14 protein-coding genes are annotated in these 17,734 nt (G+C 42.9%); 8 read left to right on the forward strand and 6 right to left on the reverse strand.

All coding sequences use genetic code 11. From position 1 onward, the window contains the following. The first annotated feature begins 105 nt into the window (after nucleotides 1-105). The 4 genes from KUV50_RS09750 (at nucleotide 106) to KUV50_RS09765 (ending at nucleotide 5,018) form a co-directional block, all read left to right on the forward strand. Nucleotides 106-1,140, forward strand: a complete 1,035-nt coding sequence (locus KUV50_RS09750) for an agmatinase family protein (RefSeq protein ID WP_222579949.1) — start codon at nucleotides 106-108, stop codon at nucleotides 1,138-1,140. A 293-nt stretch (nucleotides 1,141-1,433) separates the two neighbouring features. Continuing rightward, a complete protein-coding gene (locus KUV50_RS09755) occupies nucleotides 1,434-2,807 on the forward strand; it encodes a patatin-like phospholipase family protein (protein WP_222579950.1) in 1,374 nt (457 codons plus the stop codon). Then, nucleotides 2,782-4,380 carry a toll/interleukin-1 receptor domain-containing protein gene (locus tag KUV50_RS09760; protein ID WP_222579951.1) on the forward strand — a complete coding sequence of 533 codons (1,599 nt, stop codon included), beginning with the start codon at nucleotides 2,782-2,784 and terminating at the stop codon, nucleotides 4,378-4,380. Before KUV50_RS09755 ends, KUV50_RS09760 begins: the two co-directional genes overlap by 26 nt. Continuing rightward, the gene (locus tag KUV50_RS09765; RefSeq protein ID WP_222579952.1) at nucleotides 4,380-5,018 is read left to right on the forward strand and encodes a hypothetical protein; all 639 of its coding nucleotides are present in this window, start codon (nucleotides 4,380-4,382) and stop codon (nucleotides 5,016-5,018) included. The genes KUV50_RS09760 and KUV50_RS09765 overlap by 1 nt, the downstream gene beginning before the upstream one ends. 465 nt (nucleotides 5,019-5,483) lie before the next feature. Here KUV50_RS09765 and KUV50_RS09770 read toward each other — a convergent pair whose 3' ends face one another. Beyond that, entirely contained in the window at nucleotides 5,484-7,751 is a 2,268-nt protein-coding gene (locus tag KUV50_RS09770) for an FUSC family protein (protein WP_222579953.1), read from the reverse strand. A gap of 310 nt (nucleotides 7,752-8,061) precedes the next feature. Between KUV50_RS09770 and KUV50_RS09775 the strand changes: the two genes are divergently transcribed. After that, nucleotides 8,062-8,415: an MmcQ/YjbR family DNA-binding protein gene (locus tag KUV50_RS09775; RefSeq protein ID WP_222579954.1), complete on the forward strand. Its 354-nt coding sequence runs from the start codon at nucleotides 8,062-8,064 to the stop codon at nucleotides 8,413-8,415. 446 nt (nucleotides 8,416-8,861) lie between these two features. On the opposite strand, the gene KUV50_RS09780 is transcribed toward KUV50_RS09775, so the two are convergent. Then, on the reverse strand, nucleotides 8,862-9,770 hold the full coding sequence (locus KUV50_RS09780) for an aminotransferase class IV (protein ID WP_222579955.1): 909 nt from the start codon (nucleotides 9,768-9,770) through the stop codon (nucleotides 8,862-8,864). A gap of 3 nt (nucleotides 9,771-9,773) precedes the next feature. Then, nucleotides 9,774-10,487, reverse strand: a complete 714-nt coding sequence (locus tag KUV50_RS09785; protein ID WP_222579956.1) for a hypothetical protein — start codon at nucleotides 10,485-10,487, stop codon at nucleotides 9,774-9,776. Between the two features lie 432 nt (nucleotides 10,488-10,919). On the opposite strand from KUV50_RS09785, the gene KUV50_RS09790 reads away from it, so the two are divergent. Continuing rightward, complete coding sequence (locus KUV50_RS09790; RefSeq protein WP_222579957.1) at nucleotides 10,920-11,537, forward strand: trimeric intracellular cation channel family protein; 618 nt, start codon at nucleotides 10,920-10,922, stop codon at nucleotides 11,535-11,537. A 55-nt stretch (nucleotides 11,538-11,592) separates the two neighbouring features. After that, on the forward strand, nucleotides 11,593-12,345 hold the full coding sequence (locus KUV50_RS09795) for an SGNH/GDSL hydrolase family protein (RefSeq protein ID WP_222579958.1): 753 nt from the start codon (nucleotides 11,593-11,595) through the stop codon (nucleotides 12,343-12,345). A 538-nt stretch (nucleotides 12,346-12,883) separates the two neighbouring features. Here the strand turns inward: KUV50_RS09795 and KUV50_RS19590 are convergent. The 3 genes from KUV50_RS19590 to fabD form a co-directional block, all read right to left on the reverse strand. Beyond that, on the reverse strand, nucleotides 12,884-14,809 hold the full coding sequence (locus KUV50_RS19590; RefSeq protein WP_222579959.1) for an ABC-F family ATP-binding cassette domain-containing protein: 1,926 nt from the start codon (nucleotides 14,807-14,809) through the stop codon (nucleotides 12,884-12,886). A gap of 6 nt (nucleotides 14,810-14,815) precedes the next feature. Then, nucleotides 14,816-15,370, reverse strand: coding sequence for a YqgE/AlgH family protein (locus KUV50_RS09805; RefSeq protein ID WP_222579960.1), 555 nt, complete (start codon nucleotides 15,368-15,370; stop codon nucleotides 14,816-14,818). Nucleotides 15,371-15,461: 91 nt separating this feature from the next. Further along, on the reverse strand, nucleotides 15,462-16,340 hold the full coding sequence (gene fabD / locus KUV50_RS09810; RefSeq protein WP_222579961.1) for an ACP S-malonyltransferase: 879 nt from the start codon (nucleotides 16,338-16,340) through the stop codon (nucleotides 15,462-15,464). 313 nt (nucleotides 16,341-16,653) lie between these two features. Here fabD and KUV50_RS09815 point away from each other — a divergent pair, with 313 nt between their 5' ends. Then, a complete protein-coding gene (locus KUV50_RS09815) occupies nucleotides 16,654-17,721 on the forward strand; it encodes a sensor histidine kinase (protein ID WP_222579962.1) in 1,068 nt (355 codons plus the stop codon). Nucleotides 17,722-17,734: the final 13 nt, after the last annotated feature.

Genomic DNA, 17,734 nt, shown 5'->3' on the forward strand with positions numbered 1-17,734 from the left:
TATGAAGCTTAGTACAATTAAGAAACCTTAATGAGGCCCATACCTGGGTTTGGTGCTTTGTACCAGACTTTTTTCCTGTATCTTTGGGTGGGTAAATCTTAAAGTATGACTTTTATCAAAAATTACAACCCAAATAATCCTGGTGTGGTCAATGGTCAGTTCATGGGGCTACCTTTCAAAGAAGAAGACGCCCATTGTGTCCTTTTGCCGGTCCCCTGGGATGTAACTACTTCATTTGCAGAAGGAACAGCAACAGCTCCAATGAACATCCTTGCATCTTCTTATCAGCTGGATATAGGTGACCATGCCTTCCCGGAAACGTGGAAAAAGGGGATTTTTATGGTACCGTCCAATCCCGAAATATTAAAATGGAACGAGAAATGGCGAAATAAAGCCACTCAGATAATTACGGCGTGGGAAGAAGGCGAGCAGATAGAAGAATCTGATGAATGGAGGATAAGATTGGATGACATTAACCGAGCTTCAGAAAAACTCAATACCAAGGTTTATAATATGAGTAAGAAGTACCTGGAACTGCATAAAAAGGTACTCTTGATCGGCGGAGACCACAGCACGCCCTACGGATATATCAAAGCGTTGGAAGCATATCATGAGGGGTTCGGGGTCCTTCAGATCGATGCGCATTGTGATCTGCGGAAAGCATATGAAGGATTTACATATTCGCATGCCTCCATCATGTACAATGTGATGAACGATTGTCCCAGTGTTACCAATCTAGTTCAGGTTGGTATTCGGGATTGGTGTCCGGAAGAGGAACAGCGGATCAACGACTCCTATGGTTGGGTGAAAACGCATTTTATGCATGATATGGTGCAAAGGATATTTGAAGGAGAATCATGGGGGGATCAGTGTGAGCGGATCGTTGCCGATCTTCCGGAACGGATTTATATCAGCCTGGATATAGACGGACTGGATCCTGCGAACTGTCCCAATACCGGAACACCGGTACCGGGAGGATTGGATTATCAGCAGGTTATTTACTTACTGGAACAAATTCATGATTCCGGACGGGAGATTATCGGGGCGGATCTCTGTGAGGTAGCCGGTGCTGGGAATGATTGGGATGGGAACGTCGGTGCCCGGTTAGCGTATAAACTGGCTTTGCTTTTACTGGATTGACTAGGATTTTAGGATTGACTAGGATTTTAGGATTGACCATATTCTGATTTGGTGTGCTATGGCGAATCATTTTAAGTTCTGAGAGCATTTTGATATAGGTGGTATTGAATCGCAATTTGTTGAAAAATAAATCCGGAAAAATGTGCGGGAGTATCCAACGGTTTGCTTCCCCTAAACCCTTAAACCCCTAAACCCCTATATTCTAATTATTTTAGTATCTTACCTGCAGATTTGATCAAGCGGAAAGAGAAATGCCTGTTGCAAAGTATTGTTTATCGCCTCAATCCGGAAGTATGACACCACTTCAACAACGATTAACACGTCCCGGACCAAAAAGAATTCTCTCGCTCGATGGCGGAGGTGTTCGCGGTATTCTCACTCTTGGTTTTTTGGAACGGATGGAGATGATATTACGTGAACAACACGATAATCCGGACTTACTCCTGTGCGATTACTTTGATCTAATCGGCGGGACGAGCACGGGGTCAATCATTGCCACCGGTCTTGCTTTGGGAATGCCTGTATCTGAACTCACTGATTATTATATGACCCTTGGTGATAAGATTTTTGGTAAAAAGAAAAATTTACTCCGATATCTGACCAAAGGCGAGAAATACGATATCAAGCCACTTAATAAGTCATTGAAAGATGTGCTTGGAGATGTCAAGTTGGGTGATCAGGACAAAGTCAAAACAGGGCTGTGCATCGTTACAAAACGAGCTGATACATTCAGTACCTGGCCTTTTCACAACCACCCGGAGGGGAAGTATTATGACCTTAACAAAGACATCCCACTCTGGAAAGTGGTACGGGCCAGTGCTGCAGCGCCTACCTATTTTCTCCCACTGATCCTGGATATCGGTAATAAGGAAAAGGGCTCATTCATAGACGGTGGCATCAGCATGGCAAACAATCCTTCGCTAACCCTCTTGCTTCTAGCCACACTAAAAGGGTATCCATTTCACTGGCAGATGGGAACAGATCAGCTCAAAATGGTCTCCGTGGGTACCGGTTCACTGAGCCGGAAATATAGCTATTCAGATTTCAAACATTTGAATCTGATGGATTGGGCGAGTATGTTACCGGATCATTTTATGACCGATGCCAATTATTACAATCAGGTCATTATGCAGATTCTATCAGATTCACCTACGGCCACGGAAATTGACAGCGAAATAGGTGATCTGAAACTTGACAGCCTCAATGGAAAACATGCCCTGAGTTATCTTCGGTATGATGTGCTTTACGACCGGTCTTATCTGGCTGAAATGGGGCTCGACTTTTCAGAAAAAGAAGTGAAAAATCTGAGCTCCATGGACAATTATCGAAATATTTCCACCCTATATGATATAGGTCGTCTAGCCGCAGAACGTCATATGAAAACGGAACATTTTCCTGATCGTTTTTCGCTGAATCATCCTTCAGGCCAACCTGTAAAACGGTTTACACAAAACAAAGGTTGGAATCTGGATTTTGAAATGGTCAAAAAGAAACCACTGGCTGTAGAGGCAGTTCAGATCAATGAACCTTTTGAAGTGGAAACCATCGAAGGAGTGATGAAAGGTAAGCCCGGAGACTATCTAATGAAAGGTGTACGGGGTGAATTATATGTCTGTGACCGTTCCATTTATGATGAAACTTATGAAGGGTATGACACCGGAGACTGATCATAGCATATACATATCTCATGCCTGGGGGGGTGTCAGTGAAGAAGTAGTTCAGGAAATATACAACCGGTGCCGTAAAACAGGGCTCAATATTATCATGGATCGTCAGGATCTTGGATACCGTGAAAGCATTACCTCTTTTATGGAAAACTTGGGCCAGGCAGATGCCATCATTCTTGTGGTGAGTAATAAGTATTTGCATAGTGAATACTGTATGTTTGAGTTGTTGCAGATCTATGAGAATAAGAATATGATTCAACGTATATTTCCGATAGTGCTGGATGAAGTATCCATTGCAAAATCAGCAGAACGACTTGAGTTGGTTCGGTACTGGGAAAATGAAACGGATCATCTCGAATCAAAAATCAGAGAACTAAAGAATCTCAGTTATATCGAAGGTATCACGGACGATCTCAATCTCTATCAGAAAATCCGTAACAATATAGCTAATCTGACCCGGATACTCAAAGATATCAACACGCTCAATATCCGGCTTCATAAAGAAAATGACTACAATGACCTGATATTTGCTATTGAAAGTTATCTGGAAAAAAGCCATTTGGAAGATCAGGCAGAAGGCGTTCCATCCTCAGGAGTGCGCAGCGCACAGCAATTGCACGAAACGGCAGCCGCCAGGGAATCTGAAAATTTAACTTCTAAAAAATGGTGGACAAAAATTTTTAGAATTTTACCATATGTTGTGATCTCTTTGTTGTTATCAGTCGGTGTATACCGTTGGTTCGTGCAACGTGAGAATGGTAAGCCGGACCCTGAAGGCATCTCATCAGAGCAGAAGGTACTGCGCTCCCGGGACAACAGGGTCGAATTGTCCGCGCTTAATCCTGACCGGCAGGTTCCTGATACAGATCCGGACAACCAGTCGGTGAATTCACGATCCTTTGTGGATCAATCTTATGAAATAGCTCAGGCCGATAAAAACATAGTTCCTCCATCAGCATCACGTCCCGATTCAAAATTGCATAAATTGACCGGAAAGGAATCCGAAAATATTAATTTGGATTCGGGTGCAATTAAATCAACCCAACCGGGAGAATCTGGATCCAGTGGAGAAAAGCAGCTATCTAAAAATTTAGATGAGACATCGGCCAATGTATTTTTGAATAAACAAAGACATATATCCGGTTCTGAAAACACATTGCCTGATGTAAAACTAAACAAAGAGTCGGTGGATTCCCGGATTGAAAACCTTTACCTGCCTGAAAGCCTGATTACAGTACGATTTACACATGATATCTCATCCAACATGGTAGAAGAGGGAGAATTGGTTTATTTAACAGCGGAAAAACCAATTTGGTCCGGGAAACACATGGTCACGGAACAAAATGCGCGGGTCAGAGCCAAAATCATTGATGCAAAAGCATCACAACAGGGAGGCAGGGGTTCACTGGGGATTCGCATCGAAGCTATAGAAACACTGGATGGCCAATGGCTGGAGCTGAATTACCATGATATATTGGAGAAACGCAGGGGCGAGATAGTATTTAGTAAAGGAAGCGTTCTCGAGAATGTTAAATTGGAACCAATTACTATAAATTTGAAAATCCTAAATTGATGAAAAGGCATGTTATCCTTCTTTTTTTATTTGGTATCATGATTTTGGGCATCCCACTAAGAAGTCAAACTGTTCAGTCTGTTTCTCAGGGGTTTTCAGTCCATGTACATGGACAATTTGCGCGCTGGAACAGCAACTCACATTTTCTCTCTGACATTTCCGGTGAGGATCCTGGCGGTATAGGTTTTGGGGCCGAAGTGCGGTATGGTTTTACCAATTCAATCAGTGGATACCTGGCTTTTGAAGGAATCAATTTTGATACCGATGATGAATGGGAAAAATATAATACCACTTTGTACCGGTTTGGCGGGCAGTACACCTTTGGAGGTACGACTTCAAAAATCCGGCCGATTGTCCATGCAGGCGGGGTGTATCAGAATTTTAATCTGGCGCGAATATTCATCAATGGAACGGACCCTGTCGATGATGCTAAATTGGTATCGAAAGGGTTTGCAGTGGAGGCCGGTGGAGGCTTGATGTATTATGTAATCCCGGAATTTTCACTGAGTTTAATCGTTACCGGGCAATTTGGAAAATATGGTTCCAATTTTGTGAATGGGAGAGATTATCCTTTTGAAGAAACGATTGATTCTCAACATCTATTTGTCAGGTTGGGCGCAGGCTATTACTTTTACTAGATCTTTTTCTTCTTGCCTGGACACTTCCCGCACCGTTTCCCGGATTTCTTATACTTTTTACAGCATTTTTTCTTTTTTCCGCAAGAACAGCTCCCCATATTGTCGGTCTGGAGTCGGTAAAAGATCTGTTCAGTATCCTGTAGGTTCGTTGTTAGTCGGCTCGGTGCTTTCATTTAATTCTTATAATGCCGTGGTAAATGTAGTATAATAATTTTAATTAGATTAAATATAGATAGTGTTTCTGGGGCAGGGATCATTAAAATATTGGATTATATTAATCTAGGCCGCAAAATTCATGGCTTTTGACTTACCTCTCTGGTGATGGTTTTGGTATTAATACCGTACAAGGTTCTGTAGATATTCAAAGATAGGCGAGGAAAAAAAGCGGAGGAGCAGCCTGGGCTACATCGAGGATTTTTGACGAAGAAAAACGAAAGATATTGCTGGTTTATGAATTCAAATGTATTAACTATATTCGATATGCACACTTCCTTCTGCCAATACAGGTGAATCTTCCGTGGAAGCCCGCAGACGTTCGATCAGGTGATAGAGTGTAAGAATTTCGTGAATAAGGAAGTATTCGTGAACCCGGGCGATGTAGATTTCGGTATAGCCCGAGGCCAGCCGGTTTATATCTTCATTGAGTCTTTCGTGATCCTCTTTCAGGTCATGTAGAACAGATTTCATCTGATCAGTCGTGGATATTGTCGTATGGTGCTCGACAGCGTAAACGACATCCCCATAGAATTCAATGATCCAATCAAAATATTCCTGTAAGTAATGCTGTCCTAAAATGTAATCGGGTTCTCTCCGGAGGAACAATCCAATATTGGAACAAACGGCCAGGATACTTGAGGCATTCAATACCCATGAGCTAAGTTCTCCAATATTACCCTGTTTACTTTTTGGTTCAGCGAGAATGCGCTGGTAAGCATGAGTGAATTCGCCCATGGCCAACTGAGCATCTTTTCGCGCTACTTTGTATGCCATCAGGTTCATGTCTTGAGCTTTGAGCTCCCGGTAGATGACTTGAAGGTAGTTTTTTGTGGCGCGCATGGAATTGGTCAGGTAGTATTTGATGCTGTTGTTTTCCCAGTACGGGAATAAAAGTCGGATGGAAAAGATACTTATTATGGCGGCCAGCAGGGTATTGGTAAATCGAAAGAAGGCTGACATTTCAAAGTTCCGGTCCAAAAAGACATATAAAAACAGAATATACATGGTAAAAAAGACCGATGCAATGGCATAATTGCGGGTCATAAATGCAAATCCTCCAAAAAAAGCAGCCAGAAATATCACAGAACTTATGAGATGCCCGGGATGAAAGACCATGAAAAGTGCGTAAGCTACTACCACCCCAATAGCTGTGCCGGCTACCCGGAGTACAAGCCGTTTTCTAGAAACACGATACCCTGGCTTCAAAATGACCAGAACCGTAAACAATCCCCAGTTGGGGTTTTGAAAACCCAGCAAGAGGACTGCGAAATATGCGGTCATGGCGGTTACCATCACGCGTAACGCATATCTGAAATACCCCGACCGGAAGGTAAGATGGCTCCGCATTTGTTCCAGTCGCAATTGATCTTTTGTTTCGAAATGCGGAAGATCTTTTGCTTTTAAATTAGTGTGATCGATCGTGGATGTCCCCTCCAGAATACCTATCATATATTCCAAGGTGTTCATTTGTTCTTGAATGTAAATCTGAATCGGCTTATAAGCATGGTAATGATCTCCAGCTTTATTATTGGCTTGAACTTCCGTGCGCATGGTCGTAAGTTCGGCTTCCAGTTCGGTCGTCATGGATCGAACATCATGACGAAGCTCTTCTAATTCGTTCAGGGATAATTCTTTATTGAGGTGGTTTTCAAGATTGGTCAATATTCGGGCTATCGAATTATTGATATCACAAAGGATTTTCCGGAGCAATGGATTCTCGCTTACATCCGAAGTGGCTTGTATTCGCCATGATGTGGCCAGAGCTTCGTCGAACAAGTCAACCAAAGCCGCAAAAAAATGAAGCATCCGTCCCAGCCTGCTGTTGGTCTGTCGAGAGTAGTCAAAATCTCGCATCAACATTGCCCGAACCTTTTCATGGGCATCGGTTAATTCAGCCTGTTTTTTGGCCAGGTCCAAAAGAAGTTGTTCATAATCTTCGTTCGGAGAAAATAGAGCACTTCTTGCCTTGAAGTAACCTGTCGTATAATGCAGGACACTGCTGATGCGGCGCGTGACTTGAACCGGGCGCTGAATAAAATGCATGAGACTGGCAAATGCTATATACCACAGACCACCCGAAAAAAGAAGCCCGGCCGATCGAAAAATCTCACTGATTTCAGAAAGATTAGCTGCAAACCCCAGCGAAAGCATAATGGCCAGGTTGGACATAAAGGCGACTTTCCCAAAATGGAAGCTAAATGGCGCCAAAAAACTAAACACAAAAATAAATCCGGCTAACAATGGGTATAGCAAGACCGGGTATGGGTGGGCCAATGAGATCATGATAAAAACCAGGGGTGTTGATATCAGTGAATAACTCATTAACCGGAGTTTCCGCGGTAGTTCGGCCGGGATGTCAATCCCGGAGATAAAAGTAGAACCGATCATAACCATCAGGCCTTCTCGAGGAAAGCCGAGAAAGGTTAGCAAGAACAGTGGAATCCCGCCTCCGAGAATAACTCGAAACCCAAATTCTGTGTCTTCTGATCGTAAAAATTCCCGAAGGTTAATCTTCATTTTGATTGTGGTAGTGGACTGCAAATATAAGTGAAGAAAAAGAATTGAATTATTAACGGTGGAAAGTGAATTGAACTTTCCTTGGCAATCGGGATTTGAAAGTCTGTCTGCGTCGAGGCTTCGACTGGGGATGTTACTGCGGAGAAGAATTCTTCTGCAGACGGACTCAGGTAACGCCTTTTCAACTGGTCAACCCCACTCAGTGATTTGATACATTGGTCACTATTGTTAGTAATAGAAGCTGATTTGATAACCTGCGAGTGCTATTAATTCACTATTTTAGGGGCATAAGTAAGTCAACTTGGATCCAATGAACATAGAAAATTTTCGTGATTATTGCCTTTCGCTTCCGGGAACTTCCGAGTCACTTCCATTTGGACCGGATACATTAGTATTCAAAGTGGGAACAAAAATGTTTGCTCTGACGGATATAGAAAACTTCGAATCGATCAACCTAAAATGTGATCCGGATAAAGCGATCGACCTCCGGGCCCGACACCCTGAGGTGAAACCTGGTTACCATATGAACAAACGGCATTGGAATACGATAGAGATCACCCATCGGATAAGTGATGACGAATACAGAACATGGATTCGTGCGTCCTATGATCTGGTGTTTGCAAAGTTGACAAAGAAGGAACAAGAATCAATTGTGATTGGTTGACTGTAAATCGTTAATTCTAAAATGTGTAATAACATTAACCAGCACAGATAAACGATACAAAAATTTACTACTGAAAAGCAAATGGAATGAAAAGTAGGTTCACACCTATACAAGGCCAGTACCTAATGTTCATATCCCATTACACAATGCTGAATAGAATTCCTCCTACATTTAAAGATTTCGAAAACTATTTCGGAACAAGTCTGGCGACGGTCAATAGCACCATAAAAAACTGGAGGAAAAGGGCTTTATCACAAAAGAAAAGGGAGTCGCCAGAAGCATAAAACTACATGTAGATAAGGAAGATCTTCCGGATTTGGAATAGGAAGGTAGGTTCGGTTCTCTGCTATTTATTAGTCCCTTGATAGTCCCTAAATGGGTCCTCAACTTCAATTTGGAACACGCTCAAGTTAACTTCTACCTCAAACTTAACCTCTACCTCAGCCTCACAACTCCTTTACCGGAATGCAATACTTCGGAATCAGGGTTCTGAACTGACCTTGAATATCTTCGAAGATGTCCCAACCTCGGTCAAAATCTACTTCTCGTCCGTCAATCTCTGTCACCGGAGTGAGTTCTCCCATGGTTCCTGTGGCAAATACTCCATCAGCAGTATAGAACTCAGTAAGACTCAGATTCTTTTCTGTACAGGGGATCTGCAGATCTCTACAGCATTCCATGACCAGTCCGCGGGTAATTCCTGGCAGGCACGCATGCGCGTGTGGCGTAAAAACCTCATTATCCCGGATTGTAAATACATTGGTGCCATTTAACTCCGCTACAAAACCTTCCGTATCCAGCATTAATCCCGCATCCACTCCGGCGACGTTGGCCTGGATCTTGGCAAGAATATTATTGAGCAGGTTGTTGTGATGTATTTTGGAATCGAGGTGACGAGGTGAGTTGCGTTGGACCGAGGTGCTGATTACCCGAATCCCGCTTTTATTGTCATAGACGGGTGGTTTCCATTCTGCCAGTACGATCAGGCAGGGACCTGATTGATTAACCCGGGGATCCATACCGCTGGTGATTTTTTCACCCCGTGTTAGGGTGAGCCGGATGTGCACATCGCTGTACATTTTATTGGCCGTGAGTGTTTCATAGATTGCTTTTTTGATGTATGAACGGTCCGGGATAACATCAAATGCCAGTGCCTTGGCCGAGTGGTACAACCGGTCCAGATGACGATCCGGCGAGAAGATGCCTTCTTCGTAAACACGGATCCCCTCCCATACTGCATCGCCACCCTGAACACTACTGTCAAATACGGATACCTTCGCCTCACCTCTGGGGTATAAACCATCACCTACCCAGATGTGGATATCTTCATTTCGGGAGTCAAATTTTTGAAGCATGGTTTATGTTTTCGTTTGTTCATAAAGATATTGATAATCGGTCAAACATTCCATTAGCAATGGCTGCAAATATTCTGGGAGTGTGACTGAATCCGGACTTTTTGCCGGACCAAACCGCGTCGTGTCCCATACACTTTGGTACCAGTGAGGCGCCCAGCAGCCATCATAGGATTTGGGACCCGGGGGCCAGCGCAACATGGATTTCTGAAATGGAAATTTCAACTTTTCACACAAATGACGAAGTATCCTTTCCGGGTTTGCTAATAGTTGATTGGCATCTATGACATGAGCATTTACGCCCTGGACTTTCAGGATGTCGTATAATTGCCGTTGGGTCGTCGTCCCCAGATCTTCAAGGGAGGGTTCAGGGATCACTTTGGCAAAGGACTGAATATGAAGACAAGGGTGACGAATGAGAAAAATAGGCTTCCAGTCCTCCATCATACTAAAATCCTCAGGCTGGATATGATGCGCCATATTTTTGATAAAGACCACCGGAAATTTTTCCGCTGCTTTATGAATATCACCGATAATGCTGGCCCGATCTTTTGATTGATGTGCCAAAATTAATTCCCGATCAGGGTGATTTTTGCCGGTTTCGGCCAGATAGCAGGCATAAAAGGGTTCATCCATCGGTAGAACGTCCGTATGCTGACCAAAGCTGTACATTAATGCCGTGGAGACATTCCGTGGGCTGGCAATGAGGTGAATAATCATAAATACCTGATCAATGAAATTAAAATTTGTTGTCGAAACTGGCAGGTAAAAGATAAAAATAAAAATACGTAAGGTTCATATCGGAATTAAAATATTTCACGTAATTATCTATCCTTGATATCTGGATAAGAAATAAGTGTCACTCAAAAATGCACGGTATGCTCGTATGACTTACACATCTTTTGATAACACAGCGCATCTTGTGGAATAAAAAATACACGGTGTAACTCCAGCTAAACCTCCGTTTTTTTCCTCGACAATCTTTGAATATTTACAAAATCTTATACGGCATTATCAAATACAAATGGTATCACCGATTACTTTATATGCCAGAATCGATGAAGTGTATGCGGTGCGCGCGTTGAAAATTGACTATGGATGCAAATAGTTGTGGCTTAAATTTCCCATCTTTGCCCCGAAGCCGGAAAGCCTATGGATATTAATTTTGTGGATTACCTGGACATCATTGGCACCATCGTATTTGCTATGAGTGGAGCTTTAGCCGCATTAAATAACAAATTCGATTATTTTGGAGCTCTGGTCATTGCTTTTGTGACAGCCACTGGGGGAGGGACTTTACGTGATCTGTTTTTGGGAGCCAGTCCTGTATTTTGGATACATTCCACGGAGTACTTTTTATATATTTTTATCGGGTATTTGGCGGCCACCGTTTTCCAGTCCACAGTACTTCGGTTTCGAAAGACGATGTTCTTGTTCGACACGATAGGAATTAGTGTTTTTACGATCATTGGATTGGAAAAAACACTTGGCTTGGGATTTACACCCTTTATCGCCTTGAATATGGGGGTGATGTCGGCGGTCTTTGGCGGCGTACTCCGCGATGTGCTTTCCAATGTTCCTCCATTGATATTTCGGGATGAAATATACGCTATACCCTGTTATATTGGAGGCATTGTGTATTTGATCTTAAGATCTACCGGATCGCCGGAAGAAGTCAACCAACTTATTACCATTTTTTTAATTATCTTGATCCGCATTATTGCCATCAAAAGGCACTGGACGGTATCTCCTCACGTGGATAGGACATAATGTGGAGATGTAGTGCCAGAACATTTTACTACTAATAGATAACGATCGAAAAATTATGAAGAGACGTAAATTTATACAATTGTCAGCCGGCATGGGCGCTTTGCCGGTTGTCGTCCCGGGGTATATCCCTCAATTTTCTTCCGACCGTCAGACAAAGACAGGTGATCGAACCGTCGTTTTATTTCAGGGAGACTCGATTACAGACGCGGGACGAGATCGAAAAAGTGAAATTCCTGACAAACCAGTAGGCTTAGGGCGTGGTTATGCCTTTCTGGCTGCTACTCAATTGTATGAAAAGCATCCCGATCTTCAGCCCAAGGTCTATAATCGTGGAATCAGCGGCAACAAAGTATATCAACTGGCGGACCGGTGGGACCGGGATGCTATTGATCTTCAGCCGGATGTGATTAGTATATTGATTGGAGTGAACGATCACTGGCATTCCCTGCGGGATTACGCGGGAACACCTGAAAAATACAGAGATGATTTTGATGCTTTATTGACCCGTACGAAACAGGAACTACCGGACACTGCATTGATTGTATGCGAGCCTTTTGTGCTGCTGGATGGTACGGCTATTGAGAAAGAAAAGTGGGTTCCCGTCTTCGATGATTACAGAAAAGCTTCCAGAGAATTATCTAAAAAGTACGATGCACAATTCGTGCCTTTTCAGTCCATATTTGACAAAGCGTTGAAACGGGCCCCGGCATCGTATTGGGCCCCGGATGGAGTTCACCCCAGTCTCGCCGGCGCACAGTTGATGGCCGATCATTGGGTCAAAGCTTTCGATAAATTGAAACTTAAGTAGTCGGAAGTGCACTGCGCTGAGTGTCGTTTATGAATTTGATGAAGGTTTATAGTATTGAAGGGTTTCACTATTTCTTCGTGCTATAGTTTGTGGTTTGGTTCTAGGTATTGATTTAGTTCTTCCGTTTTGTTGGTACCTATTTGTTCGGGCTATTTCCAGTGTAATGTGGCCTCGTTTGTGGTTTGCAGTTTGTAAGCTTCGTCCGACGCCGAGCTTTTGAAGCCGATTGCGATCCGCATGAACTTGTGCCACCGTGCACCGGCGATGAAGCTATGGCGCAGGCGCCTAAAGCTAAGGCGACACGCAGTCAACGATCGCGGGCGGCTGTCAGCCCGTAAGACATGCCCCATAGCACTAGCATAGCTTCAGGACCATAGTCCTGATGAACAAGATCTCGCGTGCGGATTGTACTAAATTTTATTGACACAGAAGATTGGATACCCTCAAACTACAAACGGCCGAAGGCCACAAACCACAAACACCATCATCACAACCATCAATAATTTAAAACTAAACATTACCAATTTACCAATTAGAATCAACCCTCATCAAGAGCCTCCATTTCTTCCATTAGATGAGCCCATGACTCCATGACTTCATCCAGTTCACTTTTTAGCTGATGGTGGGTCTGCGTAACTTCTGCTGCATTTTTTGACTGGTAAAATTCCGGATCCATCATGTCTTTTTCGCAGGATTGAATTTTTTTCTCAATCCTTTGCATGCTTTTTTCCTGCTTATTGATCTGATTTTTAAGGAACTTTTTTCTTTCAAACAACTCGATTCGTTCTTCTTTGGAAAGGGGAGCCGCTTTCTTACTAGACGCTTGATCACCCTTTTCGATGGCTCGCATATCATCTTCTTCCCGCTTCATCAGGAAGTACTCGATGTCTCCCAGGTATTCTTTCACCTCTCCGTTTCTGAATTCATAAGTCTTTTCCGTCAACCCCGCCAGCAGGTCCCTGTCGTGAGACACCACCAGCAGTGTGCCTTCAAATGACTCTAAACCGTTTTTTAGAATGGCTTTTGTTTGCATGTCCAGGTGGTGCGTAGGTTCATCAAGAACTAGAAAATTAATCGGCTTCAATAGGAGGCGCGCCAGTGCCAATCTTGTTTTTTCTCCCCCGGACAATACTTTGATCTTTTTTTCAACCTCTTCGCCTGAAAACAAGAACGATCCCAGGATCGTCCTGACTTTGGTGCGCATATTAGCCGGTGCCACCGATTCCATGTAGGATAAGGGTGTTTCGTTTCCTGGTAAAAACTCCACTTGGTTTTGAGCAAAATAGCCCAGATCAACATTGTTACCGAGCGTGACAGTTCCCTCGGAGGGTTCCCATTCGCCAACTATTATTTTAGTCAATGTTGATTTACCTTGACCATTCTGGCCCACAAAAGCAACCCGTTCACCCCGTAAAATCTCCATGGAAACGTTGTCAAAAACTTGGTTGGTTCCAAACGATTTGCCGGCGTTGATTACTTTCGAGACCTCATTGGCCGAGCGACGAACGGGCAGAAAGCTTAAACTAACTTGCGAATGATCTTCCACCACTTCATCGATTTTTTCCATCTTATCGAGTGATTTCTCCATAGACTGTGCCATGGATGCCTTGGTCGCTTTGGCCCGAAACCGTTCGATGGTACGTTGTTTGTCAGCGATTAATTTTTGTTGATTTTCATAAGCTGCCTGCCGGATGCGAACCCGTTCTTCTTTTTCAATCAGATAGCCTGAATAATTCGTCGGGTAATATTCTATATGACCCCGATGTAGTTCATAGACGTCCGTAATAATATTGTCTAAAAATTGTCGGTCGTGCGAGATCAGGATGACGATCCCCGGATAATTTTTTAAGAATTTTTCCAGCCAGATAATGGAATCGATGTCCAGGTGGTTGGTGGGTTCATCCAGGAGTAGAACGGACGGGCCGGATAAAAGAATCTGGGCAAGCTGGACCCGCATTTTCCAGCCTCCGCTGAGTTTTCCGGTTAGTTTATCAAATGTTTTTGAAGTAAATCCCAAGCCTTTCAGGACTTTTTCAATCTCTGCTTCTCTGTTTTCAACACCCAGATAGCTGAGTCGGTCTGTCAGATCGGCAATCTGTTGAATCAGGTCATGATATGCCTCACTCTCATAATCTTCACGAGTGGAAAGTGCTTCGTTCAGGGATTCAAGTTTTGCTTCCGTTTTATTGATGGAGGAAAAAGCGAGACTGGCATTTTCACGGACCGTTAAGGTCTCATCGACAGTCAGATGTTGACTCAGATACCCCAATGTATAATGTCCGGGAAAGTCAACCTGACCTTCCTGTGGAACAATTTCTCCGGTCAGGATTTTAAGAAGAGTCGTTTTACCGGTTCCATTGCGCCCCACGAGACCATATTTTCCTCCGTCCCGGATGGTAAACTCTATATTATCAAATAAAATACGGTCTCCAAAATAGAGATTTATTCCTCTTCCTGAAATCACGGTTGATTAGTTTAAGTTTGAAAAATCAGAGATGTTTGCAATCACCTCAAAATGTCCGCCTTTGTTGTTCATCACCTGGGACCATAAGTCGTTGTTACGGTCTGAAAACAAGTAATTTCGATCCATATTAGCCAGAACCCAGGATTTGTAGGCCAATTCTTCTTCCAATTGCCCCGGAGACCATCCGGCATAACCGATAAAAAACCGAATATCTGAAGAAGATATTAATTCATTTTTCAGGAGGAATTTAACCTTTTCAAAGTCTCCGCCCCAGAAAATTCCATGATCGATTTCTACACTGTTTTCCACGAGATCGCCCTTTCTATGAATGAAGTGTATCGTATCGTGTGCTACGGGGCCACCAAAATACAAGAGCATTTCCTTTTCAGGGAAGTTGTCCAGTAGTTCGTTGACTTTGATTTCCATCGGCTTATTGACGATAAAACCCAATGAGCCTTCACTGTGACAATCGCACAGAAGGATCACAGCTCTTTTGAAGTTTGCATCCACCATAAATGGATCTGCTAATAAAAGCTTTCCGGTCTCTAAGCCATATTTCATGTTAAAAAGCATGTTTAATTTTTCCTAGGAACTGGTTGCTGAAAAATTCAGGTGTTTACCATCTCCATCAAATCGTATGTAATTTACACATTTACAGTGAAAATGTTTGGACTTTACGATCTACTTTCTTGAGCATCCCCTGAAGAATGCCGCCTTTGCCACCTACTTCATAAAATAGCTCACCACCGTCATCCAGCATTTGTTGCATGGTGTGCTTCCATCGGACCGGAGCGGTTAACTGCCGGATTAGATTCTCTTGGATAATGGCCGGATCTAAAGTCGGTGTGGCTGTTACGTTTTGGTAGACCGGACAAACGGGTTTATGAAAGTCGGTGTCTTCGATGGCCTGAGCCAATCGCTTTTCGGCAGACTGCATCAGCGGTGAATGAAAAGCTCCTCCCACTTTTAGTACCAGCGCTCGTCGGGCTCCGGCCTCTTTGAGCTTCTCTACGGCGGTTTCAATACCCTTCGCAGAACCTGAAATAACCAGTTGACCGGGTGCATTGTAATTTGCAGGAACAACAATTTCGTCGATGTCTGCACAAATTGATTCAATGACTTCGTCCTCGAGACCAAGAATGGCTGCCATAGTTCCCTCGGTCTCGTCGGTCGCATCCTGCATAGCCAAGGCACGCTCGTTGACCAGATACAACCCGTCTTCAAAACTTAATGCGCCAGCCACAGTAAGTGCTGAAAACTCGCCCAAAGAATGGCCGGCCGTCATCGCTGGTACTTTATCCTGGCTATTGACCTTTGCTGTGATCACAGAATGAATAAATATGGCTGGTTGAGTAACTTTGGTTTGTTTTAACTCTTCCTCCGTGCCATCAAACATCATCTGGTCAATATCCCATCCAAGGACTTCATTGGCTTCTTTGAATAGTTTTCGGGCTGCAGAAGATGACTCATACAATTCTTTGCCCATGCCTGAAAACTGAGCACCCTGACCGGGAAATAAAAAAACATTCATCGTTTTTATCTAATTTAAATCTTGTTTAAAAATATGCTACAACTCATCCTTGTATAAAGAAAGCATTTCTTGGCGTGATGCCTATCGTACCTGATTATTTTTTTTAAACATTCGGGTATCTGGTTACCAATCAAAAGGTAAGACGGATCAGTGTCTGGACCTATATTCTGTATCGCTTTCATGCTATCTTCGTATATAGACATCGAACATTCCACAGATCATTCCATATTGCGGAACTTGAGTTTCGTCTAAATTTTGGGAAATATCGTATAAAAATATTTTTATACCTAATTATTTTGCATTCTTTAGTAGCATGATACCCAATAAGACTCTCAAGAATAAGTATTTCAGGCATGCACCGTTTTATTCCTACGCGGCAAGATACTCTGGTTCTATTCATATTATTTTTTGGGTGGTCTTTCTGGTTGCGCTGATTCTCTTAGATGGTAATGAGTTGGGGATATGGACGAATATATTGTCCAATTTTACCATGACGCTCTTTTTTGCCGGTATTGCCTATGTCAATATTCTATATCTTATACCCAAATACCTGTTTACCCAGAAAACGTTTTTATATGTCGTTTTTCTGATTACAGGAATCGTCCTTATTACACCGGTTTACATCAGTTTGCAATTGTTGATTTATCGCAATTACCCCGACAAGGCGAGCCTGTATTACTTTAATATTAGTTCCATCATATTTTTAGAACTGTTTGTAGCTATAGGTTCCTTGTTCTATGCTATTATCGTTGATTGGATGAAAAAACGAGCGGAAGTTTCCGAATTATATACCACGAATATTGAAACAGAACTTAATTTTTTAAAAACTCAGATTAACCCGCATTTTTTGTTCAATACACTCAATAGTATTTATGCGCTGGCGCTCAAAAAATCGGATGATGCACCCGATCTTATCTTGAAGTTGTCAGAGATTATGCGCTATATGCTCTATGATTGCAACGAGGACGTGGTACCATTGGATCAGGAAATCAACTATTTGAAAAACTATCTGGATTTAGAAAAATTTCGAAAGGGAACGAACAATGAAATCAGTTTCACAGTAGAGGGCAACCCGGAAGGCAAATCGTTGGCGCCGCTTTTACTAATTACTTTTGTAGAGAATGCTTTTAAGCACGGGGTGAACAATGTGGAGAAAGGTTACGTTCGTATTCATTTTCGTATCTTGGAAGATCAGTTGGAATTTGACATAGAAAACAGTGTGTCACCTCAAATTCACTTGTCCAAACTTGGAGCCGGGAGTGGTGGCATTGGCCTGGAAAATGCCAAACGTCGACTTGAACTATTATACCCGGGCCAAAATACATTGAAAATCATTAAAAACCTGGATAGTTTCCGGGTGAAACTGACCATCAAATTTTAAAAATAACCGCTTT

The organism is Membranihabitans marinus (assembly GCF_019802045.1).
Classification (GTDB): Bacteria; Bacteroidota; Bacteroidia; order Chitinophagales; family Saprospiraceae; genus Membranihabitans; species Membranihabitans marinus_A.

What these genes read in the sequence shown, in the direction of transcription:
- KUV50_RS09765 (WP_222579952.1), top strand. Translation starts at nt 4,380, where the DNA reads ATGAAAAGGCATGTTATCCTTCTTTTTTTATTTGGTATCATGATTTTG.
- KUV50_RS09755 (WP_222579950.1), top strand. Translation starts at nt 1,434, where the DNA reads ATGACACCACTTCAACAACGATTAACACGTCCCGGACCAAAAAGAATT.
- KUV50_RS09775 (WP_222579954.1), top strand. Translation starts at nt 8,062, where the DNA reads ATGAACATAGAAAATTTTCGTGATTATTGCCTTTCGCTTCCGGGAACT.
- KUV50_RS09760 (WP_222579951.1), top strand. Translation starts at nt 2,782, where the DNA reads ATGAAGGGTATGACACCGGAGACTGATCATAGCATATACATATCTCAT.
- KUV50_RS09785 (WP_222579956.1), bottom strand. Translation starts at nt 10,487, where the DNA reads ATGATTATTCACCTCATTGCCAGCCCACGGAATGTCTCCACGGCATTA.
- KUV50_RS09780 (WP_222579955.1), bottom strand. Translation starts at nt 9,770, where the DNA reads ATGCTTCAAAAATTTGACTCCCGAAATGAAGATATCCACATCTGGGTA.
- fabD (WP_222579961.1), bottom strand. Translation starts at nt 16,340, where the DNA reads ATGAATGTTTTTTTATTTCCCGGTCAGGGTGCTCAGTTTTCAGGCATG.
- KUV50_RS09795 (WP_222579958.1), top strand. Translation starts at nt 11,593, where the DNA reads ATGAAGAGACGTAAATTTATACAATTGTCAGCCGGCATGGGCGCTTTG.
- KUV50_RS09770 (WP_222579953.1), bottom strand. Translation starts at nt 7,751, where the DNA reads ATGAAGATTAACCTTCGGGAATTTTTACGATCAGAAGACACAGAATTT.
- KUV50_RS09790 (WP_222579957.1), top strand. Translation starts at nt 10,920, where the DNA reads ATGGATATTAATTTTGTGGATTACCTGGACATCATTGGCACCATCGTA.
- KUV50_RS09815 (WP_222579962.1), top strand. Translation starts at nt 16,654, where the DNA reads ATGATACCCAATAAGACTCTCAAGAATAAGTATTTCAGGCATGCACCG.
- KUV50_RS09750 (WP_222579949.1), top strand. Translation starts at nt 106, where the DNA reads ATGACTTTTATCAAAAATTACAACCCAAATAATCCTGGTGTGGTCAAT.
- KUV50_RS09805 (WP_222579960.1), bottom strand. Translation starts at nt 15,370, where the DNA reads ATGAAATATGGCTTAGAGACCGGAAAGCTTTTATTAGCAGATCCATTT.